This window comes from Neolewinella marina, from assembly GCF_002631205.1.
Taxonomy (GTDB): domain Bacteria; phylum Bacteroidota; class Bacteroidia; order Chitinophagales; family Saprospiraceae; genus Neolewinella; species Neolewinella marina.
Map to the genome: position 1 here is coordinate 537,937 of NZ_PDLO01000002.1, position 25,176 is coordinate 563,112.

At 63.6% G+C, this 25,176-nt stretch carries 17 protein-coding genes and 1 riboswitch; of the genes, 8 read left to right on the plus strand and 9 right to left on the minus strand.

The window, feature by feature from the left end; genetic code table 11:
* Window positions 1-76: 76 nt before the first annotated feature.
* On the minus strand, window positions 77-2,299 hold the full coding sequence (locus CGL56_RS07685; protein ID WP_187305574.1) for a DUF5916 domain-containing protein: 2,223 nt from the start codon (window positions 2,297-2,299) through the stop codon (window positions 77-79).
* A 104-nt stretch (window positions 2,300-2,403) separates the two neighbouring features.
* Window positions 2,404-2,600: riboswitch (cobalamin riboswitch) on the plus strand.
* Between the two features lie 140 nt (window positions 2,601-2,740).
* Between CGL56_RS07685 and CGL56_RS07690 the strand changes: the two genes are divergently transcribed.
* A complete protein-coding gene (locus CGL56_RS07690) occupies window positions 2,741-4,648 on the plus strand; it encodes a TonB-dependent receptor plug domain-containing protein (protein WP_099105940.1) in 1,908 nt (635 codons plus the stop codon).
* A 5-nt stretch (window positions 4,649-4,653) separates the two neighbouring features.
* Here CGL56_RS07690 and CGL56_RS07695 read toward each other — a convergent pair whose 3' ends face one another.
* Window positions 4,654-5,766 carry a DmpA family aminopeptidase gene (locus CGL56_RS07695; protein WP_099105941.1) on the minus strand — a complete coding sequence of 371 codons (1,113 nt, stop codon included), beginning with the start codon at window positions 5,764-5,766 and terminating at the stop codon, window positions 4,654-4,656.
* 264 nt (window positions 5,767-6,030) lie between these two features.
* On the minus strand, window positions 6,031-8,316 hold the full coding sequence (locus tag CGL56_RS07700; protein WP_099105942.1) for a DUF5682 family protein: 2,286 nt from the start codon (window positions 8,314-8,316) through the stop codon (window positions 6,031-6,033).
* A gap of 495 nt (window positions 8,317-8,811) precedes the next feature.
* Between CGL56_RS07700 and CGL56_RS07705 the strand changes: the two genes are divergently transcribed.
* Window positions 8,812-10,131 (plus strand): serine hydrolase domain-containing protein, encoded by a 1,320-nt coding sequence (locus CGL56_RS07705; protein WP_099105943.1) that lies wholly within the window; start codon window positions 8,812-8,814, stop codon window positions 10,129-10,131.
* The gene (locus CGL56_RS07710; protein ID WP_099105944.1) at window positions 10,124-11,230 is read left to right on the plus strand and encodes a VWA domain-containing protein; all 1,107 of its coding nucleotides are present in this window, start codon (window positions 10,124-10,126) and stop codon (window positions 11,228-11,230) included. Before CGL56_RS07705 ends, CGL56_RS07710 begins: the two co-directional genes overlap by 8 nt.
* Before the next feature lie 6 nt (window positions 11,231-11,236).
* Here the strand turns inward: CGL56_RS07710 and CGL56_RS07715 are convergent, their stop codons facing one another.
* Complete coding sequence (locus CGL56_RS07715) at window positions 11,237-11,725, minus strand: hypothetical protein (RefSeq protein ID WP_099105945.1); 489 nt, start codon at window positions 11,723-11,725, stop codon at window positions 11,237-11,239.
* 48 nt (window positions 11,726-11,773) lie between these two features.
* Window positions 11,774-13,987 (minus strand): transferrin receptor-like dimerization domain-containing protein, encoded by a 2,214-nt coding sequence (locus tag CGL56_RS07720; protein WP_099105946.1) that lies wholly within the window; start codon window positions 13,985-13,987, stop codon window positions 11,774-11,776.
* A gap of 210 nt (window positions 13,988-14,197) precedes the next feature.
* Here CGL56_RS07720 and CGL56_RS07725 point away from each other — a divergent pair, with 210 nt between their 5' ends.
* On the plus strand, window positions 14,198-15,448 hold the full coding sequence (locus CGL56_RS07725) for a dipeptidase (protein WP_099105947.1): 1,251 nt from the start codon (window positions 14,198-14,200) through the stop codon (window positions 15,446-15,448).
* On the opposite strand, the gene CGL56_RS07730 is transcribed toward CGL56_RS07725, so the two are convergent.
* On the minus strand, window positions 15,431-15,856 hold the full coding sequence (locus CGL56_RS07730; RefSeq protein ID WP_099105948.1) for a ribonuclease P protein component: 426 nt from the start codon (window positions 15,854-15,856) through the stop codon (window positions 15,431-15,433). The genes CGL56_RS07725 and CGL56_RS07730 overlap by 18 nt on opposite strands.
* A 79-nt stretch (window positions 15,857-15,935) precedes the next feature.
* Here CGL56_RS07730 and CGL56_RS07735 point away from each other — a divergent pair, with 79 nt between their 5' ends.
* Window positions 15,936-16,454 (plus strand): Dps family protein, encoded by a 519-nt coding sequence (locus CGL56_RS07735; protein WP_099105949.1) that lies wholly within the window; start codon window positions 15,936-15,938, stop codon window positions 16,452-16,454.
* A 93-nt stretch (window positions 16,455-16,547) separates the two neighbouring features.
* Here CGL56_RS07735 and gyrB read toward each other — a convergent pair whose 3' ends face one another.
* From gyrB to CGL56_RS07750, 3 genes are all read right to left on the minus strand, one after another.
* Complete coding sequence (gyrB, locus tag CGL56_RS07740; protein WP_099105950.1) at window positions 16,548-18,512, minus strand: DNA topoisomerase (ATP-hydrolyzing) subunit B; 1,965 nt, start codon at window positions 18,510-18,512, stop codon at window positions 16,548-16,550.
* A 143-nt stretch (window positions 18,513-18,655) separates the two neighbouring features.
* Window positions 18,656-19,354 carry a glycosyltransferase gene (locus CGL56_RS07745; protein ID WP_099105951.1) on the minus strand — a complete coding sequence of 233 codons (699 nt, stop codon included), beginning with the start codon at window positions 19,352-19,354 and terminating at the stop codon, window positions 18,656-18,658.
* A 51-nt stretch (window positions 19,355-19,405) separates the two neighbouring features.
* Window positions 19,406-20,638 carry a class I SAM-dependent rRNA methyltransferase gene (locus CGL56_RS07750; protein ID WP_209280325.1) on the minus strand — a complete coding sequence of 411 codons (1,233 nt, stop codon included), beginning with the start codon at window positions 20,636-20,638 and terminating at the stop codon, window positions 19,406-19,408.
* Between the two features lie 23 nt (window positions 20,639-20,661).
* Between CGL56_RS07750 and CGL56_RS07755 the strand changes: the two genes are divergently transcribed.
* Genes CGL56_RS07755 through CGL56_RS07765 form a run of 3 tightly spaced genes read left to right on the plus strand, consistent with a single transcriptional unit; the run spans window position 20,662 to window position 25,163 of the window.
* A complete protein-coding gene (locus CGL56_RS07755; RefSeq protein WP_099105952.1) occupies window positions 20,662-22,902 on the plus strand; it encodes a patatin-like phospholipase family protein in 2,241 nt (746 codons plus the stop codon).
* 45 nt (window positions 22,903-22,947) lie between these two features.
* On the plus strand, window positions 22,948-24,195 hold the full coding sequence (locus tag CGL56_RS07760; RefSeq protein WP_099105953.1) for a PP2C family protein-serine/threonine phosphatase: 1,248 nt from the start codon (window positions 22,948-22,950) through the stop codon (window positions 24,193-24,195).
* Window positions 24,196-24,236: 41 nt separating this feature from the next.
* Window positions 24,237-25,163, plus strand: a complete 927-nt coding sequence (locus CGL56_RS07765) for a TPR end-of-group domain-containing protein (protein WP_099105954.1) — start codon at window positions 24,237-24,239, stop codon at window positions 25,161-25,163.
* Window positions 25,164-25,176: the final 13 nt, after the last annotated feature.

Consider the following 25,176-nt stretch of genomic DNA (forward strand, 5'->3'; position numbering starts at 1 on the left):
ATGGTAGGCGTAACGTACCGGCGCCCGGAAAGATTGCCCCCGGTCCCCGGCCCCGGCACCCGCGTCCGCGCCGTGGCTAAATATTCAGCCAGTAGGTGACCTTGGCTACGAGGGAGCGGTTCTTGACCCCCAGGTCGAAGCTGTCGTAGTTGTCGGTGTAGACGAGGAAGAAATCGCTCACCGGTGCGAAGCGCCACTGCAGGCGGGCGTTCAGGTTGATGTTGTCGATCTGCTCGTTGTACTGAACGAAGGTGGTGAGGAACACCGACTTGCTGAAGGTGAAATCGATCCGCGGCCCGATCAGGAAGAGGGCGGTGGAGGCGTAGGGCTCGGGCAGGTCGACGTACTGGTAGCTGAAGCGCAGGTCGATGCTCCCGTAGGGCTGGTAGCGGTACTCCAGGTTGCCCGAGAGGTTGTAGCCGTAGCCGTTGAAGAACTGTCCCAGCTCGGTTTCCAGGCCGGTGCTGAACCGTTTGCGGCCGTCGCTGCGGTATTCGGCGCCGGTACGCCAGAAGCCATAGCCCTGTCCGCCGGGGAGGGGGGTGGCCCCGGTGCGGGAGGGGTCGAAGTCCGAGAAAAGGAAGATGTATTCGTAGCCCGCGCCCATGTTGAGTCGGCTGGTATTGGCAAAACTCCACTGGTAACCCACCATGAGGTTGCGGTCGGTAAGCCCGTCACCGGGTTGGGAAAAGATGCGGGCCATCATGACGGGACCCTTCTGGATGACGGCCGGGTTCGAGGGGTAGCGGAGGTAGGCCGCCTCCACGCCGCTGGTGAGGTAGCCGCGGCGCGGGACGAAGCCCACTTCGGCGTTGAAGTCCTCACCGACGTACAGGTGGTCGTATTCCACGTTCCAGTGGCGGTGGCGGAATTCGAGGTTGAGGCCGTGGGTGTAGTCGTCGCCTCCGGGTTTTTGGGAAAAGCTGCGGTGGACGAAGGTCTTCCCGTTCCAGGCGTTGTCGCGGGTGGCCAGGTTGAAGTCGAAGCCCGCTACGCGGTTGAAGTTGGCATTGCGTTCGGTGCTGTCGGAGAAGTTGGTGAAATTCTGCTTGTTCACGAAAATGCCGCCGAGGTTGCTGCGGGCACCCAGCCGGCGCTGGGCGGCGGCCACGGTGTAGTTGAAGCTCGGCAGCCCCTGCTCGATGTTACGGGCCGCCTGCATGTTGAGCAGTCCGATGCGCCAGTTGTCGTTGGCCTTGCCGCTGAGGCGGGCGCCGAAGTAGATGGGGTTCTGAAGGCCTTCGCCGGTTGTGGTATCGCGGGTCACCCCGATGCGGCGGCTGAAGAAGGGGTTGGCGCGCTCGAAGCCGAAGGAGCCGAAGAGGTCGGCGTTCTCCAGGAAGAACTGGCGGCGCTCCGGAAAGAAGACCTCGAAGCGGGTGGTATTGATGACCTGACGATCCACTTCTACCTGGCTGAAGTCGGGATTGACGGTAAGGTCCAGGTTCAGGCCGCTGCCGATGCCGATCTTGGCGTCGCCACCCACGTCGCCGTCGAAGGAGGTGGGGGTGTCGGCCTCGTAGTCCCGCCGCATGCTGCCGCCGGCGTAGGGGATGGCCACGATGTTCTTGCCCTGGGCCTGGGGTGCGCCGCCGACGAACTTCAGAGAGCCCATGTAGGCCAGGCTCATGATGATCTGGTTCTGGGGGATGCGGTGCCAGGTACTGCGGGTGTTACTCTGGGTATCGAAGCGGTAGCTGTTGAAGTACCATTCAGGGGAACCGTCGGGGAAGCGCAGGCTGGAGAAGGGGATGACCAGTTCGCACGACCAATAGCCGTCGCCGATGTAGCTCTCGCCCCGCCACTTGTTGTCCCACTCCTCCCGGAAGTCTTCGTGGTTTTCGCCCCCGTTGTAGATCAGGGCTTCCCGGTTTACGCCGTAGGGGTTCATCCCGAAGACGATGGCGTTGGTCTGGTCGCGGAAGGGGTTGAAAACGAAGGTGATGTTGTCGTTGCCGCCGGCCCGGAAGTCGCGCCGCAGGCTGGGGATGATGAAGCGGTCGCCGGGGGTGCGGCAGATGGCGGCCACGTAGAGGTTGCGGTCGTCGTAGCCGAAGTAGATTTCCGTGGGGTAGGTCGCCCGGGAGGTGTCGCTGGGAAAGGTTTCCCAGAAGTCCTTGGCAGGCTGTCCGCCCTGCCATTCCAGTTCCTCCACGCGGCCGTCGAGTTCAATGCCCTCAGTGAACCGCACGGCGGTGGCCATGGGCGGCAGGTTGGCCTGGCGATCGTCGAAAATGCGGGACTGCCCGCTTGCGTACGCGGCAAACAGGAGGAAGAGACAGGAGAGGAGAAGCTTCACGTAATACGGGGTGGTAAGGGTTACCGGCCGCCTGCCCTATTTCCGCCACCGGAGCGGTTGGTCGGGTCGGCAATCTGTAAAAACCTTAAAGGTAGCCTGAATTCAAAAAGTAATTAGCGCCGGGTCAAAAAGCCTACCTTCGTTGGGCAATCGGGATAAGGGAATCCGGTGAAAATCCGGAGCTGTCCCCGCAGCTGTAAGCCCCGCGTACCTGCCGTCCATTGGCCACTGGATCCTCCGATCCGGGAAGGCGACGGCCAGGGGGGTGAGCCAGAAGACCTGCCCGGTAGCGCCATACTGCTTTGTTCCTCGGTGCGAAGGAGCGGGCTGGATCGGTTCGCCGCCACGGGCAGTGCGGAGGTTCATCAGTCGCTGGTGTGCTCCCCTGTTGCGCTGCACCCATCCCGCACGCCCCCGCCGCCGGTAAAACCCCTTGATCCAATGCTCCGGCTCCTTTTTATTCTTGTCCTCCTGCTGAACCTGCGCCTCGCGGCCCAGGAATCCCTGCCGCCCCTCACGACCACCTCGGATGCGGTGACCGTAACCGGTACCCGCTACACCCGCCCCTTGTCAGGGAGTGCCGAGCGGGTGACCGTGATTGATTCGGCGACCATCGCCCGCTCGGCCAGCCTGGCCCAGCTGCTGAACGAGCAGGTGGGCCTGGTGGTGAACGGGGCCTACAGCAACTTCGGCAAGGACCGCAGCCTCTTCCTGCGCAACGGCGCCAACCAGTACACCCTGATCCTGGTGGACGGGCAGCCGCTCGTCGACCCCTCCTCCCTGGGTGGCGCCGTCGACCTGCGGCTGCTCTCGCTCGAGGGGCTCCAGCGCATTGAGATCCTGCGGGGCGCCCGCTCCCTGCTGTACGGTTCCGACGCCGTGGCCGGGGTGATCAACCTGGTCACCATTGATCCGGCGGACCCGGCTGACGGGGAGGCCTCCCCTCCCCTTTCCCTGCACCTGCGCGCCGCCGCCCAGCGCTACGGCACCTGGGAAGCCCAAGCCTCCGCCGCCGGGGCCACCGGCAAGCTCGACTACCGCCTGGGCTACGACTACTTTACGACCCAGGGCATCAGCGAGGCGACACCCCCGGACGGCAGCAACGAAGAATTTGCCCGCGACGGGGCCCGCCGCCAAACCTTCCACGGAAGCCTGACCTACCGCCCGACGGAAGAACTGACCGTGCGGCCCAGTCTGCGGCGCGCCACCTTCACGGGGGATTACGACGCGGGGGCTTTCCAGGACGCCGACAACCGCTACGCGAACGAACTGTGGCTGCCGGCCCTTTCCGTGGACTACCGCCGGGATAACTACTCCGTCGGGGGGCGGTACTCCTACGCGGCCACCGACCGCACCTTCACGGATGCGGTATACGGGGCGACCGACTACGGCGGACGGGCCCAGCAGGCGGATGCCTTCGTGAACTGGTTCCCCGGCCAGGCCCTGACCCTGACGGTGGGCGGACAACTGCGCCACGAGCGATTGAAAATGGATAGTGAAGCCGCCGATACCCTCCGGGCCAGCAACCTGAGTCCCTACGTACAGCTCAACCTCCAGCTCTCCGAAAAACTATTGCTGGAGACGGGCCTGCGCTACAACCACCACTCGAGTTTCGGGGGGCAGGCCAACGCCTCGGTGGCGTTGGGGTACCGTCACTCCCCGGTCGTGAGCAGCCGGCTGTCGGTGGCGTCGGCCTTCCAGAGCCCTACCCTGGACCAGCTGGGCGGACCCTTCGGCGCCAATCCGGAGCTGGAACCCCAGGTATCAACTTCGGTGGAGGCGGGAACGCAGGTGCAGGGACCCTCGGGCAAATTCCGGGGCGCGGTCACTCTATTCCAACGCAACATCGACCGCATCGTGACCTACGATTATACCCTCGGTTATCAGAACCAGGATGCCCTGGTCGACCGCGGGGTGGAGGTGGAGGCCGCCACGGTCCTGGGGCAACGCTGGCGCCTCGCCGGCAACGCCACCTACGTACGGGGCAAACTGCAGTCGCCCGACGGACAGGGGGGTACGGTGGAGACCACGGACTTCTTCCGCCGCCCGCGACTGAGCGGACTGCTGGGGCTTACCTACCAGGCCCGGGTGCCTTTCCTGGCGCGCATCACGGCCAGTTACACCGGCGAACGCCCTGATGTATACTTCGACGCCGACTTTACTCGCTTCACGACGGAACTGGAACCCTACTTGATCGTCAACGTGTACGCCGAGCGGCAACTGCTTGCGGACCGGAAGCTGACCCTCTTCGCGGAGGTGCGCAACCTGACCAACACCCGATTTACGGAGGTGACGGGCTTTGGGACCCTGGGGGTTACGCCCCGTGCGGGCGCGGCCTGGCGGTGGTAAAGGCGCTATTTTTTCAGTAACTCCAGCACCTTTTCCACGGGCAGGGCTTCCCGGTGGTTACCCCCGTGCCCCGTCATGTCCTCGGCGGCGAAGAGGGAATTGATGATGGCTTCCTCCGTAGCCTCGATGCTGGCCAGGAACAGGGGGGTGACGGCTCCGTTGCTCAGTTCAGTGAGCGAACGTACCGCGCCGGCGCCGACGGAAATACGGTTGCCGGTGGCGGTGGAGAAGGCGATTACGTAGTCGCCGCTGCCGTTACTCGCTATGCCGCCGGTACGGGCCAGGCCGAGCATGGCACGCTGGGCGAGCCGCTTCAGGTTGCGGACGCCAAGGGGAGCGTCGGTGGCCACCACGATCATGCAGCTGCCGTCGGCGTGGCTCTCCAACTCGTCGCGGAAGTAATAGCGTTCGAGGAGGGGACCAACGGGCACGCCGGCAATCTGGAGCACGCCTCCGAAGTTGGTCTGTACCAGCACGCCTACCGTGTAGCCACCCAGGGACTCCGGCAGTTTCCGGCTGGACGTCCCGATGCCTCCTTTCCAGCCGAAGCAGCTGGTACCCGTGCCCGCGCCTACGTTCCCCTCCGTGACGGAGCCTTCCGTGGCGGCGCTCAGGGCTGAGTGGACGTCGGCTTCGGTGACGTGGCGGCCGCGGATGTCGTTGAGGTAGCCATCGTTCGTTTCACCTACCACGGCATTGACGCTTTGCACCTGGGGATTGTCGCGCAAGCAGGCCGTAACCAGTGCGTTCATGGCCGTGGCTACGCTAAGGGTGTTCGTCAGCACGATGGGGGTTTCCAGTTCTCCGAGTTCCTCCACCTGGGTATATCCGGCCAGTTTGCCGTAGCCGTTGCCGAGGTGGATGGCCGCGGGCACCTTCTCCCGGTACAGGTCACCACCGTGGGGTACCACGGCCGTCACGCCCGTGCGGATGCTGTCGCCTTCGATGCGGGTGGTGTGCCCTACCCTAACGCCGGCCACGTCGGTGATGGCGTTGAGGGGACCGGGGTGCATGACGCCCAATTTCACGCCGAGGTCGCGGGGTCTGGATTGGCCGTAGGCGCTAAGGGTAAACAGCATAAGCAGGAGGAGCAGGGGGATACGGGGGGGCGGGGCCATATCCGAAATGTACGGCGGGGGTGGTATACAAGAAAACGCGCGCCCCCTGTACAGGGAGCGCGCGCAAAAATTGATTATCCAATTGGGTGAGCGGTAGCTATCTCAAAAAACCAGGAAGAAATGTATGTCTTATGAAATTGTCTCTTGTTGAAATCCGTGTCTCTGTTCATAGCCCCCCTGTGGGGGTGTATGTAGCCTCTAATGCCCCTTCTGACGGAGGGGGAAAGGAAAGGTCACGCCTCCGGATGGATTTCTCAAAAGATTTTAGGCGATCCAGCGCAGCAGGTCCGCAAGCAGGGTTTCCTGTTCCGCAATGGGTTGAGCATCTGGGCTTTCCGGCGGATCCATAGACTGATCGCCCTCTACCATTTCCATCAGTTTGCGGCGGTCGTAGCGGGAGAAGTCGGAGAAGGTACGCCGCAGCAGGGCCACTACCTGTTCGAAATCTTCCCACTCCAGTCCGGCTACCCACTCGTCGATCAGGGCGAACAGCGGGGGGTGGTGGAGCAACAACTGTCCACTGCCAAAGAGGAATCCGTAAATCCACTCCGCCACCGGCTGGGCGCCCCGACTGCGGGACAGCGCCCGGCTGAACCGGTCGGCCGCGGTGGAGCCGGAAATGACGGCCCGGTCCGTCAGCAACCGCAGACAGTGCCCCTCCACGGCCGGGTGAACGCCAGCGGTAGAAGTGCGGGTGAGCCCGTCGATCCAGAGGGTATCCAGAGAGTCATTGTCGAGTTGGGCCAGGTGATAGTGGGCGGCTGCGATGAGTTCCACCAGCTGGTGTCCGCGTTCGTCGTCGATGTGGGTAGCGGCGGCGGGCAGGCCGGCCGTGAGCCGCGGCAGCAACTCGTCGATCACCAGCAGCAGGGCGGTGGTGTCGGTCTTGCGGCTGTCGCCGTAGCGGCTCGTCTGCACCAGGGCGGGCAGGGTGGACAGCAGGGCTACTACGTCGGTGGTTTCGGCGGCCCGGGCGCGCAGTAGTTTCATCAGGGCCGGAACCACCTCCGGCAACCCGGCCTGCAACCCCCGCAGGGTGAGCTCCGCCAGGGGTTTGACCATCGTCAGGGCGGCGGCCTTTTCCAGGGTATAGGCGGCCGCGGCGGAGGCGACGGTGTTCCCGTAGCTGCCCCGCTCGATGACCAGCAGGCTGAATTCCGGTTGCCATTCCAGCAGCCATACTTCCTTGAAACTGCTCAGGCTGTCCGGCCCCTCCGGCTGCAGCTTAGCCCAGTGGATGTCGAGGAGGTTCAGGCGGTGGAGCAGGTGGCTTTTGCGCAGGTCATTCGGGGTGCGGAGGTCTATACCCCCACGGGGATCGGACTTGGTCGCCTTCAGGTAGTGCTGGCCGGCGGTTTCCCACCACTTGGTCATCCGGGTACTCTTGATTTCGGCGCGCAGGTCTTCCAGCAAGGGGACGGTAGTCACGTCGGGCGGCACGAAGCCGACTTCGGTTCCTACCGTCAGGCGTTGGTGGATCAGCTCCAGCCTTTCGCGCTGTCCAGCCGCCAGGGTGGTCAGCACTGCGGCTTCCAGTTCCTCAATTCCCGGCCGTTCGTGGTCGCGCAGGGTAGCCAGGGTGGTGGCCAGGCCAGCGGCCTCGGTGGCCATGGCCGGACTGCCTTCAAAGCCGGCTTCCCGCAGCAGTTGGGCCGCGGCGGCCATCCAGCGGTCGACCGCTTGGGCAGGAAAGTCGAACAGGGTGGCGTACCAGGCCGGAGAGGTGACGCCGGCGCCGTAGCCCCCGCTTCGGGCCAGACGGGGGAAAGACCAGGGTACCCAGGCTTGGCTGACCTTCACCTTGGGCAGGCCGCGGAGGATGGCCTTGTCGGTACTCGCCTTGCGTTCGGGGGTGTCCGCGACGGCGGGTCCGTGCCAGGCTCCCACCACGATGGCAACCCGCTCGTGGGATTCCCGGAGGGCCTTGCGGATCTCGTTGCGCATATAGGCTTCCCGCTGCTCGTTTTCGTCGTTGGAGGCTTCGGGGAAGGTCTGTCGCAGTTCGGTGACGACTTCCAGGATCGCCTCGAAGGTGGCGTCTGCCCCTTCATTGCTGCGTTCAAGGGTGGCATCCCACCAACTCTCGCTGTCGGGGTAGCCGGCCAGCTCGGCCACGACCGACAGGGGGTCGGTGCGCAGTTGGCGGGCCAGCTCCCGCCGCGATTTGCCGGGCAGCCGGGAGGGGGTATCCGGCTCCTCGGTAGGGAAAAGAATGAATTTTTCTTCCTCCCGTACGGCGAGAAAATGGCGGGCGGGCAGGTCGATCGCCCGTAACTCCACACCGTGCTGACCGGCCCAGTCGATGGCCTGGTATTCGGGACTGAAGCGGGCAAAGGGGAAGAAGCTGGCGCGCTCAATGTCCTTCGCGTCGTAGAGGACCAGGGCCAGGGGGGGGTGCATGCCGCGGGTGGTGAGTTGGCGCAGCACGGGCTGACTATCGGCCGGCATCTCCAACAGGATCAGATCGGGCTGCCAGCGGTCCAGCACGTCGCGCAACCGCCGGGCGGAGCCCGGGCCGTGGTGCCGAATGCCAAAGGTGCGGAGCTGCATGGGGTGAAGGTAGTACCCGAGCGGGTTTTGCTGCTGGTGGGGGGTGGGGGTGGTAGGTCCAGAAGTCGGGCGGGCGGGGAATTGGCTGGGCGAGCAGGGGATAATGGGTAAAGATATCGGGCGGGCAGGGGGCTCCGAAGAGTGGGTGGGAGAACCCACCCGACCGCCGCCACGCTGGCTCCCCCCATCCGCCGCTACCACCGCCCACGCCGGTGGCCCTTCCGTCGGAGAACATACCGGCCGACGGATCGAGGGTTAACCGACAGCCCACCCTGCACCGTCCGGTACCGGGTAACGGCGGGAAGAACTGCCTATGTATCGAATGACCCGACGCGAAATGAGGTGAGAAAGGGGATCTGTAGTGAGAGGATCAACGCCGGCAATGACTCTCAAGATAGGCCCTGGCGTATTAAAATACAAATTGTTTGTTATTTTACTCCATTTCGCGGTGTTGCCTGACGGTTCCGCCCGCCACCCCCTGAGTATCTTTACCCCATGCATGTTACCCCCCTGAAACGCTGGCTGATTGGACTGGCCCTGATGATCGTACTGTTGTTCAGTGCCTTCCTGTGGGTCAAGCCACTGCTCAGTATCGGAGGCGGGTACGCCGCGAAGCACGGTTGCAGTTGTCACTTCCTGCAGGGACGGGAACTTGACGAAATCAGTGCCCACGATCTCAACTTCAGCGTACTGGGCCACTTCACCCTTCAACATGAAAGCGACACGGTGACCGCCTCCCTGGCGGGGCTGGTCGAACGGCAGGCAGTCTACCTGCCCGGTAGGGGCTGCGTGTTGGTCAACGACGCGGCGCGGCCCCTCCCCGCGGTGGGCCAAGCGGAGATACCGGCTACCCTCCCATTGCCGGTTGCTACTACGGCGCCCCCAGCTCTGGCCGCGGCCCTGGACTACGGCATGCAGCCCGTCCCCGGCGGCGGTGCCCGCGGACTGGTCGTCCTGAAGGACGGTCAACTCGTGGCGGAACGCTACGCCCCCGGCTACGACCACAACAGCCGACTCCTCGGCTGGTCCATGACCAAAACCCTGACGGGACTCGCGGTGGGGGCCTATCTCCACCGGGATTCCGCCACTTACCCGGAACCCGCGGCCGCGGCCACTGCCCTTACGGCATTATTCCCCGACTACTGGCAAGATGCCCGGTCGGAAATCGCCCTCGCTGACCTGCTGCGGATGAATTCAGGACTGGCCTGGAACGAAGGCTACGGCAGCCTCACCGACGCCACCGTGATGCTGCACGAGCGACCCGACTTCGCCGACTTTGCCCTGCGGAGCCAACTGATCGCCACCCCCGGAACGGAATGGAACTACTCCAGCGGCACCTCCAACATCCTGATGGAATACCTGCGCAGTGAACTGGGGAGCAACGATAAATTGTACGCTTTCCTCGATGACCTCTACGGTGCCGTAGCCCCCTCCCTGCTCATCGAACCCGACCAAAGCGGGCGCCCCGTGGGGAGCAGTTATGGCTGGGCTACGGCCCGCGACTGGGCGCGGCTGGGACAGCTGATGCTGCAGGGCGGACGGTGGAACGGTGAGCAACTCATCCCGGAAAGCTGGATCAAATTCATGCGGGAACCCGCCGCGGGAAGCGAAGGAAACTACGGCGCCCAGTTGTGGCTTCCGGGGCCGGATACGCCGTCCATCCCCGCTGATGCCTACATGATGCGCGGCTTCCAGGACCAGCGGGTGTTCATACTGCCCACCCAGGGCCTGGTCGTCGCCCGCCTGGGCCATTCGGACGACAAGGTCACCAACTTTGACGGACTCATTCAACGGATCCTCGCCGCCTATGAGTGATTATGACGAATACCTGCGCAAGTGGCGGCTGATCCTCGGGCAGGACGCTCAGGGAGCGGAAGGAGGCCCCGAACTCCCCGCCCGGGCCGCCGGCATGGATGCCGTGCTCGAAGCCCTCTACAACAGTGATGAGCGTAAGGGCGGACTCGGCCCCTCCAGTCCCAACGTGAACCGCTGGCTGGGCGACATCCGCAAATACTTCCCCACCGATACCGTGCAGCTGCTGCAGCGGGATGCCCTGGAACGGCTTGGTATCCAGGAAATGCTGCTGGAACCCGAACTGCTGGAGACCATCCAGCCCGACGTTCACCTCGTCGGCACCCTGCTAACCCTGAAGAACGTCCTGCCCGAACGCAGCCGGGAAACCGCCCGCCTGGTCGTCCGCCGGGTAGTCGAGGAAATTGAAAAACAGCTGCGCCAGCCCCTCCTGCAGGCCATCAGCGGTCGCAAGCGGCAGCAGGTCCGGAACCGGCGACCGCGCCACAGCGATATCGACTGGCACCAGACCATCCGGGTAAACCTGAAGCACTACCAGCCCGACCACCGCACGGTACTGCCCGTGCAACTGCGCGGACAGCACCGCAGCCGGACCGGCCTGAAGCACGTCATCCTGCTCATCGACCAGAGCGGTTCCATGGCCACCTCGGTGGTCTACGCCGGGGTGCTCTCCTGCGTCCTGGCCAGCCTGCCCAGCGTACGTACCCACGTAGTGGCCTTTGATACCAGCGTGGTTGACCTTACCGCCCGCCTGCCCGATCCCCTGGACCTCCTGTTCGCCCTCCAGCTCGGCGGGGGTACAGACATCGGCCGGGCCCTGCGCTACGCCGAACAGCTTAACGTGGCTCCCCGCGACACCGTCCTTATCCTGCTTAGCGACCTGTTTGAGGGCGGCTCAATCCCGAATATGATGCAGAGCGTCCGCCGCCTCCAGCACTCCGGCCTGACCTTCCTGCCGCTGCTGGCGCTGAACGACCAGGGAGCGCCGGCCTACGACCAGCAGGTTGCGGCGCTGCTAACGGAACTGGGCCTCAAACCCTTCGCCGCTACCCCAAAAGCTTTCCCGGAATTACTTGCCAAGGCCCTGTATGGCCACGCCTGAGCCTGCCTAAAAGCTGAGATCCACTACCCGTAGCCGCTTGTACTTTCCGGGACGAAACTTGCGGCGGCCCAGGAGTTTCACGAGCAGGAATCCGGTACCCACGGAGGCGGCCGTCACCAGGGCGTCGTCCACGCTGTAGTTCGTCTCATCGATCTTGTCGGTGGCGTAGCCGAGGGCCGCGAAGAACGACCAGCCGGCGCCGAAAGTTATGAGTCCGTACCCCAGCTTGCTGGCGATGGTGTGCCCCAGAAATACCGCGTCGATCTCCTCGAGAAGGATGTAGCGGTCGTTGATGACCAGGGCCTGGATGTCGGGGCGCATCTCCCGGATGTAGCCTTCCTGCCAGAAGTTGTCGCCCTTCATCCGGAACCGCAGGGCTTCCCCTTCGTACACCCGCTCGCTTTTCGAGCTCGTCAGTTGTTCGAACAGCAGCACACGCTGGGCGCGGACGCTGGTGCCGAGGAAGAGGACTAAGAGCAGTAAGGTCAGGCGCATTCCGGGGTAGGTTGGCTGAAGGGAGGGTCCGGCCACGAAGATAGTTGGCTAGCGGGTAGCCGCTACGCCGATGATGCGCTCCATTTGTCCGGCGTAGGCCTCCAGCACTTTTCCGAGTTTTTCGATCTGCTCCTGGGCCTCCTCGAAATCGCGCTGCTCGATGGCCTCCCGTACGCCCGGCAGGGTTTTCACTCCGTAGCCGGTGTAGAAGCCTGGTGCGTAGACGTGGTGGATGAACCAGGGCCGCCGGGGCAGTCCCTCGGGCCGCGTGAGGTGGCGCTCCAGGTCGGTGAACAGCTGGTTGAGCCGCTCCCGTTCCGCCGCGGGAAGTTGTACAGCGGCTTCGGTACGGTAGTCGTCGGCCAGGCTGCTGATGCGGCTCAGTCCGTTCTGCAGCGGTGCGAAATTCAGGTAGGGCACCTCCGGCTGCACCTCGGGGGCGTGGAAAGGCTGGGTGGGATCGGCGGCCAGCTGGTAAGCTTCTTCCTGGATAAGCCGGTTCCGGCGGGCGGTTTGCTTCCGGGTCTGGTCGGCCAGGGCCGTTACTTCCTCTCCGTACTGTTGCAAAGTCGTGGCCAGTCGCGTGAACTCAAAAGGCAGCACATCGGCATTGGCCAGTCGCAGGGTTGTCCGCCCCGCCACCCGCGCCAGGGCGGCGCCGTAGCTGAAGTTGGGGTCCTTGAAGCGCTTGTAGTGGTCGTAGCTGTCGTACATGGTATGGTACTCTCCACCTCCGCTTTCACCCCCGAAGCCCATGTTGAAGGCCGCGATGCCGAGGTGCTGGAAGAAAGGGGAATAGTCCGATCCCGACCCCAGGGCCGACAGTGGGAAATGCTTCAGTTCCTCACCGTCATTCACCGCTGCTTCCGCTCTCCGGCGGGCAAAGACGCTAACGCCCATTTGGGGATCCATCACGTCTTCGGTGATTTGTCCGAAGAATTTCTCCAGCGTATGGGAGCCTCCCGCGCTGAGAAAGCCGCGCCCGGAGGCATCGGTGTTGATGTAGGCCACGGCTTTTTCCTTCAGTTCCTCGGCGTGGGTTTCCACCCATTCGGTGGACCCTAGCAGTCCGGGTTCCTCAGCGCCCCAGGCCGCGTACTTGATGGTGCGCTTCGGCCGCCAGCCCTGCTTCACGAGTTCCCCTACCGCGCGGGCCTCCTCCATCACCGCCACCATACCGCTGATCGGGTCGTTGGCGCCGTGTACCCAGGCGTCGTGATGGTTGCCGCGCAGGATCCATTCGTCGGGGTATTCGCTGCCTTCCAGGGTGGCGATTACGTCGTAGGCCGGCGCCAGGTCCCAGTTGAACTCCAGCTGCAGGTGCACCTTCGCCGGCCCGGGGCCAATGTGGTAGGTGATCGGCAGGGCACCCCGCCAGGCGGCTGGAGCCACGGGACCGCCGAGGGCCTCGAGCAGGGGCAGGGCATCGTGGTAGGAGATGGGCAGTACGGGAATCTCCGTTAGTCCTTCGGCCTCTTCCAGGGGCAGCCGCTTGGCGTCCTCGGTGGCGCCGTATCCGGGCGTCAGGGGGTCGCCGGGGGCGCGGGGCAGATCTACTACCGCTCCCCGCTGTACTCCGTATTCATTCTTGTAGGCGCCCTCGGGGTAAGTATCCCCCCGGTAGTAGCCATCGTCCTCGGGATCGGAGTAGAGGATGCAGCCGATGGCTCCCTTCTCGGCGGCCACCTTGGGTTTAATGCCGCGCCAGGAACCCTGGTAGCGGGCGATCACGATTTTGCCGGCTACGTCGATGCCGCGCTTCTCGAGTTCCTCGTAGTCGGCCGGCACCCCGTAGTTCACGAAGACCAACTCGGCGGTCACGTCGCCATCCACGGAGAAGGCATTATAGGGGGGCAGGGCTTCCTCAGTCTGATGGGTGGCCGCATCCCCTTCCACCGGCGGCTCCTGCAGGATGGCGGTGTAGCGGGTGGGGGCAATCAACTCCAGCTTGCGCACCTTCGGCGTCGGGAAGAGTACGTCGAAGCGCTCCACCTTCACATCGTAGCCCCAGGAGCGGAACTTGTCGGCCATGAAGTCGACCACCTTCTTGTCGTAGGGCGATCCCACGTGGTGGGGTCGGGCGGTCATGTACTTCATCCATTCGTCCAAGTTGGCCGGCGTGATGCGGGCGTCGTAGGTGGCCTCCAGTTTCCGTTGCGCCTCACTGCCGCTGGGGGTGAAGCCCATGAGCGGTTCGGTGGACTGGGCGGTCAGGGGGGAAACCAGCAGGAGGAAGCCGCTGAGGAGCAGGAGGTGGCGCATTGGGGTTGTGTCGGTTAGTTGCTTGGAAAAGTAGGGAATCTTTCTTACTAGTGGTCCACTGTGAAGTGGTCGGACGACTTAAGTGGTCCGACCACTAACCGGTCGGACGACTAACCGGTTGGACCACTTACCCGTCCGACCACTAACCCAAATCTTACCTATGTTTGTCCGCAAGAGGTCCCCCCCCACCCCGCCAAAATCGCCCCGCCCATGTTTCGCTTCCTTCTGCTCTGCCTGTCCGCATCGCTGCTCTACTCCTGTGGCCCCGACGCCCCCGAGACCGATCCGGAAATGTCGGACGTAGCCCTGCGCGCCCACGCCGACAGCCTCGCCCACGCTTACATCATCGTGGATGGACACGTAGACCTCCCCTACCGCCTGAAGGTGAAGAACTTCCGCCTCGAGCGTGAAATGCTGGGCATTCCCATTGAAACCGACGAGGGCGACTTCGACTACGTCCGCGCCGTGGAGGGAGGGCTCGACGCCCCCTTCATGTCGATCTACATCCCCAGCAACTTGCAGGAGGAAAAAGGGGCCTCCCCCGCCCTGGCCGACAGCCTCATCGATATGGTGAAGGGCATCATCGCCGCCCACCCTGATAAATTCGCCCCCGCCCTGAGCCCCGACGACATCGAGCGCAACTTCGACCGCGGCCTCGTCAGCCTGCCCATGGGCATGGAGAACGGCTCACCGATCGAGGACGACCTCAGCCGCGTGGAGCAGTACTTCAACAAGGGCATCCGCTACATCACCCTCACCCACGCCAAGGACAACCTGATCTCCGACAGCAGCTACGACACCACAGGCACGAACGGTGGGCTGAGCCCCTTCGGCGAGGAGGTGGTGCGGGAAATGAACCGCGTCGGCGTCATGGTTGACGTCAGCCACATCTCGGACGCGGCCTTCTGGGACGTGATGGAAATCACCGACGTGCCCGTCATCGCCAGCCACTCCTCGGTGCGCCACTTCACCCCCGACTTCGAACGGAACATGAACGATGAGATGATCAAGCGCATGGGAGAAAACGGGGGCGTGATTCAGATCAACTTCGGCTCCACCTTCCTCGACGGCGCCCTGCGCAGCCGGCAGGACAGCCTGCGGGAAGTCTTCATGAACCTGCTGGCGGAACGCGGACTGCAGAACCGCACGCCGGAAGCGGAGGCCCTGGCCGACAGCTTCCAACTGGAAAACCCCACCCTGTACTCCGATGTCGAAATGGTTGCCGACCACATCGACCGGGTAGTGCAGATCGCCGGCATCGACCACGTCGGCCTGGGATCCGACTACGACGGAGTGGGCGATAGCCTGCCCACCGGCCTCAAGGACGTAGCCGACTACCCCAACCTGGTCTACGTCCTGCTCAAGCGTGGCTACACTGACGAGGACATCCAGAAGATCCTCTCGGGCAACGTCCTGCGCGTGTGGCGGGCCGTCGAGGCGGCCTCATCCGCCCGCGGCTAGCCGCTCCCCCAGCTGGGTGAGCACCTTCTTCACCTTGCGCTCGATGACGGCGTACGGCAGCGCTTCCTTTCCCGTATACATGAGCAGCAGAATCAGCTGCGGTGGCCGGGCACCCGCGCTTACCTCCGGCACCTGCCCTCCGGGGCCCTGGGGCAGCAGCAGCTCCCGGTTCAGGCGATAGGCCTCCCGCATCCGCCGCTTGAGGAGGTTGCGGTCCACGGCCCGCTTGAACTTTCGCTTGGGTACTACGAAGGTGATCTGGCAAGCTTGATCCCCCCGCGGCGACTCCGCCCACCGGTACAGGAGGCGTACCGGGTAGGCCGCCACCGACCCGGTACCGGGAGAGAAGAGACGGCCGATTTCCCGCCGTGATTTGAGGCGTTCGGAGGTGGGGAAACGTTGGGACATGGCGGTCGGCTTGACGAAGGATGAACGAACCTGGTTCGTCCCCCTCCCGTTCTAGAAGGGAACGCAAATAAATGCAACAATGACCAAGTCACCCGGCAACAACATCAGCAAAAAAGAACTCAACACCCCAACCGATCTGGATCCCAAAGATGTCCAAAAGGTAGCCAAGGCACTTAATCCCCTGGTCGCCGACCTGATCGCCCTATGGGTAAAGACCAAGAACTACCACTGGCATATGTCGGGCCGCAACTTCCGCGACTACCACCTCATGCTCGACGATCAGAGTGAGGAACTCATCGCTACCGTCGACCCCCTGGCGGAGCGCGTCCGGAAACTCGGCGCCAAGACCATCACCAGCATCGGCCAGATCGCCAAACTGCAGAAGGTGCAGGACAACGATAACGCCCAGGTCCACCCCCGCGACATGCTGCTCGACCTGATGGAAGAGAACAAGAAAATGGCCCACAACCTGCGCGAAGCCCACAGCGTTTGTGAGGAAGCCGACGACATCGGCGGCGCCAGCCTGCTCGAGGACTACATCAACGCCACCGAACGGCGGACCTGGTTCCTCTTCGAAGCAACCCGGGAACTGGAGTAGCCCTCCGCCCGAACCACTAGCAAGTAAAAAGCCCCGACCGGTGATCCGATCGGGGCTTTTTCTTTAGTTGCTATTTGCGTAACCAGCAACCAGTTAAACATCCACCTTGGCGTACTTGGCATTCGCTTCGATGAAGGCCCGGCGGGGGGGTACCTCGTCGCCCATCAGCATGCTAAAGACGCGGTCGGCCTCGGAGCTTTCCTCGATGGTGACGCGCTGCAGCATACGGGTATCGGGGTCCATGGTCGTCTCCCAGAGCTGGGTGGCGTTCATCTCACCGAGACCCTTGTAGCGCTGCACCTTCACGGCGCCGTCGTTCTCGTGCTTGCTGTAGTTGGCGATGGCCTCGCGGCGTTCCTCCTCCGTCCAGCAGTAGCGGAACTGCTTGCCGCGGCGCACCTGGTAGAGGGGCGGCTGGGCGATGTACACGTAGCCCTGGTCGACCAGTGCGTGCATGTAGCGGAAGAAGAAGGTCAGGATGAGGGTCACGATGTGGCTGCCGTCGACGTCGGCGTCACACATGATGATGATCTTGTGGTAGCGCAGCTTGTCCAGGTTCAGCACCCGTTCGCCGTGTTGGCCCTCCACGATGCTCACGCCCAGGGCGGTGAACATGTTCTTGATCTCCTCATTCTCGTAGATCTTGTGCTCCATCGCCTTCTCCACGTTGAGGATCTTACCGCGCAGCGGCAGGATAGCCTGGAAGGCGCGGTTGCGGCCCATCTTGGCGGTACCACCGGCCGAGTCGCCCTCGACCAGGTAGATTTCCGATCCTTCGGGGTCCTTGTTGGAGCAGTCGGCCAGCTTGCCGGGCAGTCCGGTGCCGGTGAGCACGTTCTTGCGCTGCACCATCTCGCGGGCCTTGCGGGCGGCGTGGCGGGCGGTGGCGGCGATGATCACCTTGTCGATGATGCGCTTGGCCTGGTCGGGGTTCTCTTCCAGCCAGTGGCCTACGCTCTCGCCGACGGCGCGGCTCACGATGCCGGTCACCTCGCTGTTGCCGAGTTCTCCCTTCGTCTGTCCCTTGAACTGGGGCTCGGGCACCTTGACGGAAACCACGGCGGTGAGGCCTTCGCGGAAGTCTTCCCCGCTGACCTTGAACTTCAGTTTCTTGAACAGGCCGTTCTCCTCCCCGTACTTGGTGAAGAGGCGGTTGACGGCGCGGCGGAAACCATTCACGTGGGTACCGCCCTCGCGGGTCTTGATGTTGTTGACGAAGGAGTAGATGTTCTCCTGGTAGGTGGTGTTGTACTGCATGGCCACCTCTACCTCCACGTTGTCCTCCTTGGACTTCACGTAGATGGCTTCCTCGATCAGGTCCTGCTTGCCCTCGTCGAGGTACTTGACCATCTCGGCCAGGCCGCCTTCGCTGTAGAACTCCTTGCGGGCAAATTTCCCTTCGTCGTCGAGTTGCCGCTCGTCGGTGATGCTGAGTTGCAGCCCGCTGTTCAGGAAGGCGAGTTCCTGCATGCGGTTGGCCAGCGTCTCGTACTTGTAGACCAGCGATTCGAAGATTTCCGGATCGGGGGTGAAGTGGATGGTGGTACCGGATTTCTCGGCTTCCCCGACTACGTGCACCTCGTTCTGCGGCTTACCCTGGCTGTAATCCTGCTGGTAGATCTTTCCGTCGCGGTGGACGGTGGCCCGCAGGTGGCTCGACAAGGCATTCACACACGATACCCCTACCCCGTGCAGACCGCCGGACACCTTGTAGGTATCCTTGTCGAATTTACCGCCGGCGTGGAGGACGGTCATGACCACCTCCAGGGCGCTCTTGCCCAGCTTGGCGTGATTGCCCACGGGGATACCCCGTCCGTCGTCGGTGACGGTGATGGAGTTATCCGGGTGGATGATCATATCGATGCGGCTGCAGTAGCCGGCGAGGTGTTCGTCGATGGAGTTGTCGACCACCTCCCATACGAGGTGATGGAGGCCGCGCGTATCGGTGCCGCCGATGTACATCCCGGGGCGTTTGCGGACGGCTTCGAGCCCTTCGAGGGCGGTGATGTTGTCCGCACCGTAGTTCCCTTTTTGGGCCAGCTCATTATTTACTGTCATAGCCACAAAAGTACAAAAATTATGCCACTTTTCCTAGCAAAAAGGGGTCGCCAAACCGCCATTCCGTGGGCCTGTTTCTCACGGGTGCGGGTGCCGGGGGAAGGGTCGGAATGCCCGGTCCGCATAAAGGCTGTCGCTACCTCTCACCAGGGCTTCAGCATCTGCCGGTAACGCTCTACCATGGCCCCCTGCGGCGCCCCCTTTTTGTACATCCGGAATACGGTCAGGTTGGCCAGTTGCACCCGCAGCCAGCCATTGGCGCGGTACTTGCGGGCGGAGACCGTCACGGCGCGGGGGATCACCCGGAAGGGGAAGCGGTCCCAGGCCCGCTGGATGATGTCGTAGTCCTCCATGATCGTCATGTTGGCGTCGAAGCCCCCCAGTTCGTTCCAGGCCGCGCGGGTCAGGTAGAGCGACTGGTCGCCGCCCCGGCAGGCCAGTCCGCTGAAGCGGGTACAGAAGGCGTTGATGGCCAGCAGGGGGTGGGCTGAGTCAAAGCGGAAGCGGTAGCACCCCACGGGATGACCGAAAGCAACGCTGCGGCGGATGTCATCGTAGAAACCCCGCGGTGGCCGGGCGTCGGCGTGGAGGAAATAGAGTACGTCGTAGCGGTCGGGGTCAAGCGCGGCGGCCTCGTTCATCTGCCGGGCCCGCCCCCGGTAGGTGCACGCCAGATGGCGTACCCCGGCGTAGCCATTACAGGCTTCCCGGGTGCCGTCGGTACTGCCCCCGTCGGCGACCGTAATGGTGCCCCGCCCCGCCAGTTCGGCGGAGAGGAAGGGCAGCAGGGTGTTCAGGTTGTCGCGCTCGTTGACGACGGGAATGATCAGGTGGAGACGCATGGACGAATTGACCGGTTTTCAACCACCTACGGAGGCCGGGGTCAGACGGTTTCAGTCCAGGCGATAATAGCCCGCCTTCAGGTAGGCCCCTTCCGGAAAGCCGATGGGGTGGTCCACGTCGTGGTAACTGCGTTCCAGCAGGGTGTAGCCCCGGCCGCTGCGCTTCAGCACCTTCTCGACGGTGGCGAAAAAGTCTTCATTGCTTACCCTGGAGGAGCAAGAAGCCGCCAGCAGGATGCCACCGGGTTTTACCAGGGGGACGGCCAGGGTATTGATGCGGCGGTAGGCATCCAGAGCCCCGCGCACTTCCTTTTCCCGCTTGGCGAAGCTGGGGGGATCCACAACCACCAATCCGAAATCCTCCTTGCGGCGGGCCAGTTGCTCGAGTTCCTGGAAGGCGTCGCCCACCAGGATTTCGTGGCGGGGGTCGGCGCCGAAGTTGAGCGCCACGTTGCGACGGGCCACTTCCAGGGCTGGGGCACTGATGTCGAGGCTCACCACCCGGTAGGCGCCGCCGGCCAGGGCATGGACGCTGAAGCCCCCGGCGTAGCTGAAGACGTCCAGCACGTCCTGGGCTTCCGACAACTCCCCTACCCGCTTGCGGTTGTGGCGGTGGTCCAGGAAGAAGCCGGTCTTGTGCCCCTCCGCCACGTGGGCCAGGAACTGGAGGTTGTGCTCCTTGAAGACGACTTCGGGCTCCGTCAGCTTCCCCGCCAGGACGGCGCCGTCGGTTAGCCCGCCGACAGGATTTACCACCCGGGCCAACCGCAGCACCACGGTATCCGCCTTGGCGGCGCGTTGGATCAGCGGCAGCAGCTCCTCGAGATAGGGGAACCACACCGGGCTGTAGAGTTTGATGACGGCTACTCCGGCGTAGACGTCGACGACCAGGGCCGGCAGTCCGTCGTTTTCCCCGTGGATGAAGCGGTAACCGTTGGTGTTCTTTTTCAGCAGCGGCAGGCGCAGTTTGCGGGCCGCCTGGATGCGGTCGGCGAAGAAGGCGGTATCGATCTTGATGGGACTGCCCTGGTGCAGCACCCGGATGCGGATGGGCGAGTCGGGATCGTACAGTCCGACCCCCAGGAAGCGGTCCTTCTTGCGGTCGAAGATGATGGACAGGTCTCCGGCCTTGCCCGGCCCCTTTACGGAATCTACGGCTCCGTCGAACAGCCAGGGATGGCCGGAGCGGAGGATGCGCTCACCCTGGGGAGTAAGACGGGTGGCGAGGCGGGCGGGGGGGAGGGCTGGGTGTGGGATGTCCGGGACAAGATTTGCGGGCGGCAAATATAACGGTAATTTGCTGCGGTATGCGCGCGGCCCTCTACAACATCTACCGTTCCTTTCCGGTGCAATTGCTCTTGCTCCACTTCCGCACGCACTACCTGCTGCTGTCGATGTGGCTGCTCCTGCTCCTGATGATGAGCGGGGCCCTGGGTCCCCGCCTGGGGCTGCAGTACCTCTTTCTGGATCCTGAGTACCTGGGCCGCTCCGATTACTTCTCCTTCCTCATCGTGGGACTCGCCTTCGGGTTTTTCGTGATGACGTGGAACCTGAGCACCTATCTGCTGATGGGGGGCTACTTCAACTTTCTGGCCAGCCTTTCGAGGCCCTTCTTCAAGTACTGTCTGAACAATGCCCTCCTGCCGCTGGCCTTCTTCATTACTTACTGCGTGGAGCTCATCCGCTTCCACCACCTGGCCGAGGGGGCGGGCACCCAGGGGCAGGCGCTCTCCGGACTGGTCGTCGGGTTGACGCTTAGCCTCTTTCTCTACGCCATTTACTTCAACCTGACCAACCGGGACATCCACTACTACACCGGCCACCGCGACCCACCGCCCAACCGGGGCCCCAGCCAGCCGGGTCAGTCCGATTACCGTCCTTACCGGGGCACTCCCCTCGGGCCCCAGCTCGTCCATCAGTTCGACAACCCATTCCAGGTCCGCTTTTACCTGAACCCCAACCTGCGCTTCCAGCGGGTACGCTCCGTGGCCCACTACGACACGGCCCTGTTGCGCAACATTTTCCGCCAGAACCACCTCAACGCCCTCATCCTGCAGTTTGCCACCATCGGTATTTTGGTCGTGCTCGGCGTGCTGGTTGACCGGCCGGCCTTTCAGCTGCCGGCGGGAGCCAGTTTCTTCATCCTGTTCAGCCTCTTCGTCTCCATCATCGGGGCGGTCAGCTACTGGTTTGCCGCCTGGCGGCTCCCCCTGCTGATCCTGCTGCTCATCCTGGTCAATTTCCTCACCAGCACCCCCTTCTTCGACCACGGCAACCACGCCTACGGACTGCGGTACGACAGCCGCGCCCCCTATTCCCTGGACAGCCTGCGTGCGCTTTACCGCCCCGCCAACCTGGAGGCGGACAAGGCCAACACCACGGCCATCCTCGAACGCTGGCACGAAAAGCAGCCAACCGACAAGCCCAAGCTGGTCATCCTTTGCGCCAGCGGGGGCGGACTTACGGCCTCCCTTTGGGCCACTCACCTCACCCAGAGCATCGAGGCCTGCAGTGAGGGCCGGCTCCTGCGGTCCACCGCCCTCATGACGGGAGCCAGTGGGGGCATCCTCGGCCTGGCTTATCTGCGGGAAGCCTACCAGCAGCCGGCCACTACCTTCGCCCGCGGCCACCTGCAGCGGCTGGAGGACGTGAGTACCGACCTGCTGAACCCCACCGCCTTCTCCATCGTCAGCAACGACATCTTCCTCCCCTTTCGTCAGGTGAAGGTAGGCGACCAATATTACCGCCGCGACCGGGGCTTCGCCTTCGAGCAGGCCTACAACCGGGCCACCCACCAGCTGCTCAACCAGCCGCTTTCCGCCTACCGCGAGGCGGAGGTCACCGCCCGGGTGCCCCTCTTGTTCGTCACCCCGAGCATCGTCGAGGACGGCCGCCGGATGGTCATCTCCCCCCAGGGCGTCAGCTACATGATGGCCCCGCCCGTAGCCCGGATCGGCGGCGTTCGCTTGCTGCCCGATATGGTCGACTTCGGCCGCCTGCTGCGGGAACAGGAAGCCGACAGCCTGCGGCTCAGTTCCGCCCTTCGGGCCAGCGCATCCTATCCCTACGTCTTACCCCAGGTGAACCTGCCCACCGAGCCCCTGATCCGCCTCATGGACGCGGGCTACCGCGACAACTACGGCATCGCCTCGGCCGCCCGCTTCATTCACGTGTTCGAGGACTGGATCGAAGCCAACACCTCGGGGGTAATCCTGGTACAGATCAGCGCCTTCCGCGAGCAGGGCCTGGCCGACGACGGGCGCCGCGGCGTCATCACCGGACTATTCAGTCCGCTGGGCGTGGCGGGTAATATCCTGGGGCTGCAGATCCTGGACCAGGAGGAATTGCTGGCCAACCTTTACCGTTCGCTCGGCCCGGACCGCTTCCACCTCTTCCGCTTCAACTACCAGCCCAAAGCCGACGATCCGCTGCGCACCTCGGTATCTCTCCACCTGACGGATTTCGAGAAGAGCCACGTCCTGCGGGCCCTGGACGAACCCTATCATCAGCGTCAGATTGACGAGCTGCTGCAGTTGCTGCCCCGGTAACCCCCCGGCGGGTATTTGCCCCGCCCGTAAGCTATATTTACCCCCATGTCACAGCCCCTCACCCGCATTAACCGTCTGGAGCGCGAGCTCCATCTGCGCCAGCTACAGGTCAGGCGGCTGCTGCAGATGACGCAGGCCATCAACAACAACGTTTCGGCCGACGACCTCTTCCAGATGTACCAGGCCTTCCTGCGGCAGGAACTCGGGGTGAACAAGATGGCCCTCTTCGTCCGCCACAGTGACCACGACGAGGCCTGGCGCATGGCTACCTCCCTGGGACTGGAGGAGGTGGAGCTGCCCGAGGGGATCGATTACGGACAGGAACTCCAGGCGCTGAAGCGCACCGTCACCATCCACGATCCGGAGCACCCGCTGTTCAGCCAGTTCGAGCACGTCATTCCCGTGCTGCACAAGGAGCGGCCGATCGCCTTCATCCTTATCGGCAGCTTCAGCGACGAGGAGGACATGTTCGAGCGGGTGCAGATCATCACCACCATCAGCAACGTGATCGCGGTGGCCATCGAAAATAAGCGGCTGTTCCGCCGTCAGATTGAGCAGGAAAGACTGGAAGCCGACCTCGACCTAGGGGCCAAGGTGCAGGGCATGCTCATCCCCAAGGACCTGCCCGCCAATGACCACTACGAGCTGAGTGCCATCTACCGCCCCAAACTGGGGGTGGGCGGCGACTACTTCGATTTCCGGGAATTTGTGGACGGCAAGCTGGTGTTCTGCATCGGCGACTTTACCGGCAAGGGGGTGAGCGCCGCCCTGCTGATGGCCAACTTCCAGGCCAATTTCCACACCCTCATCCGCAAGCGTACCGATCTGTACGACTTCGTAACGGAAATCAACGAAAGCGTCTTCCGCATCACGGGCGGCGAACGGTTCGTGACCTTCTTCGTGGCCGAGTACGACCGGGAAACCCACCAGCTGCGCTACGTGAACGCCGGCCACCCGCCCGCCGTGCTCGTCAGTGAAGGAGGATTCCAGCTGCTCAGCGAAGGCACCACCGTGCTGGGCTCCATGGACGAACTGCCCATGCTCAACGTCGGCGTGGTGGACCTGCCGCCCCAGGCCCTCATCGTCACCTATACGGACGGGCTGACCGACCTGCAGAGTGCCGCCGGCGAGCCCTTCGATGAGGAAATCCTTTACCAGTTTGCCCGCCGGCAGTATTACCGCTCGGCGAAGTCGTTCAACGAAAACCTCCAGGCGAAGCTGGAAGCCTTCCGCCAGGACAACGAGTATCCGGACGACCTGACCATCCTTACCTGCCGCATTTTTGGAGACTGAACCAGAACGAAAACCAGCGTTAGTCCGTTTCCATCAGTGAGATGAAAGAGAAGACGATCGCGGCAATTCTGGCTTTTTTCGGGGGCATCGTCGGCCTCCAGCGGTTCTACCTCGGCCAGAAGGGACTTGGCATGGCTCACCTGTTTTTTTTCGTGCTGGCGCTGTCCGCCGGCCCGAGCCCCTTCACCATCATGCTTATCTCCCTGGCGGCTATCTTCGGCATCATCGACGCGATCACCCTGCTGTCCATGGAGCGGCGGGAATTCGACTTGAAATACAATCAACCGGTAGCGCAGGCCACTCCCCACGCGGGGCCGGCCGCGCCACCCTACAATACGGGCAGTATGACCGACAGAGAACGGCGCTTTCAGGAGCGGCAACGGCAACGGGCCGAAATGGAACGGGAGCGTGAGCGCCGCGACAAGGAGCGCAACAACCAGCGCACCGAACCGGTGCCCCAGCGGGCGGGCCGCCGCGACGCGGGGCGGGCCGACCGGGAGCGGGGTGTCCACTACTTCAAGGACTACGAATACCGCCGGGCCATCGAGGCCTTCCAGAAAGCCCTGGGGAAAAATCCCCGCGACGTGGCCGCCCACTTCAACATTGCCTGTGCCTACTCCGTGGAGGAGGAGGCCGACCGCGCCTTCTACCACCTCGACCGGGCCGTGGCCCTGGGCTTCGACGACTTCGACCGCATCCGCAACCACGACAGCCTGGCCTACCTGCGCATCCAGCCGGCCTTCCCGGCCTTCGAGCGGAACAACTTCCGCCTGGCTACCGCCGAACCCCAGCGCGTGCCCAACACCGAAGACCCCCTGGTAGCCTCCGATACCGAAGGGGCACCCGCGCCCGCCGCCCCCGTCCACGACGAACTGCTGGAGCAACTCCAGCGGCTGGCCCGACTGCGTGAGAAAGGCTTGCTGACCGAGGTAGAGTTCGCTACCCAGAAGCGACGCCTCCTCGGCTGAGAATTATTCCCTA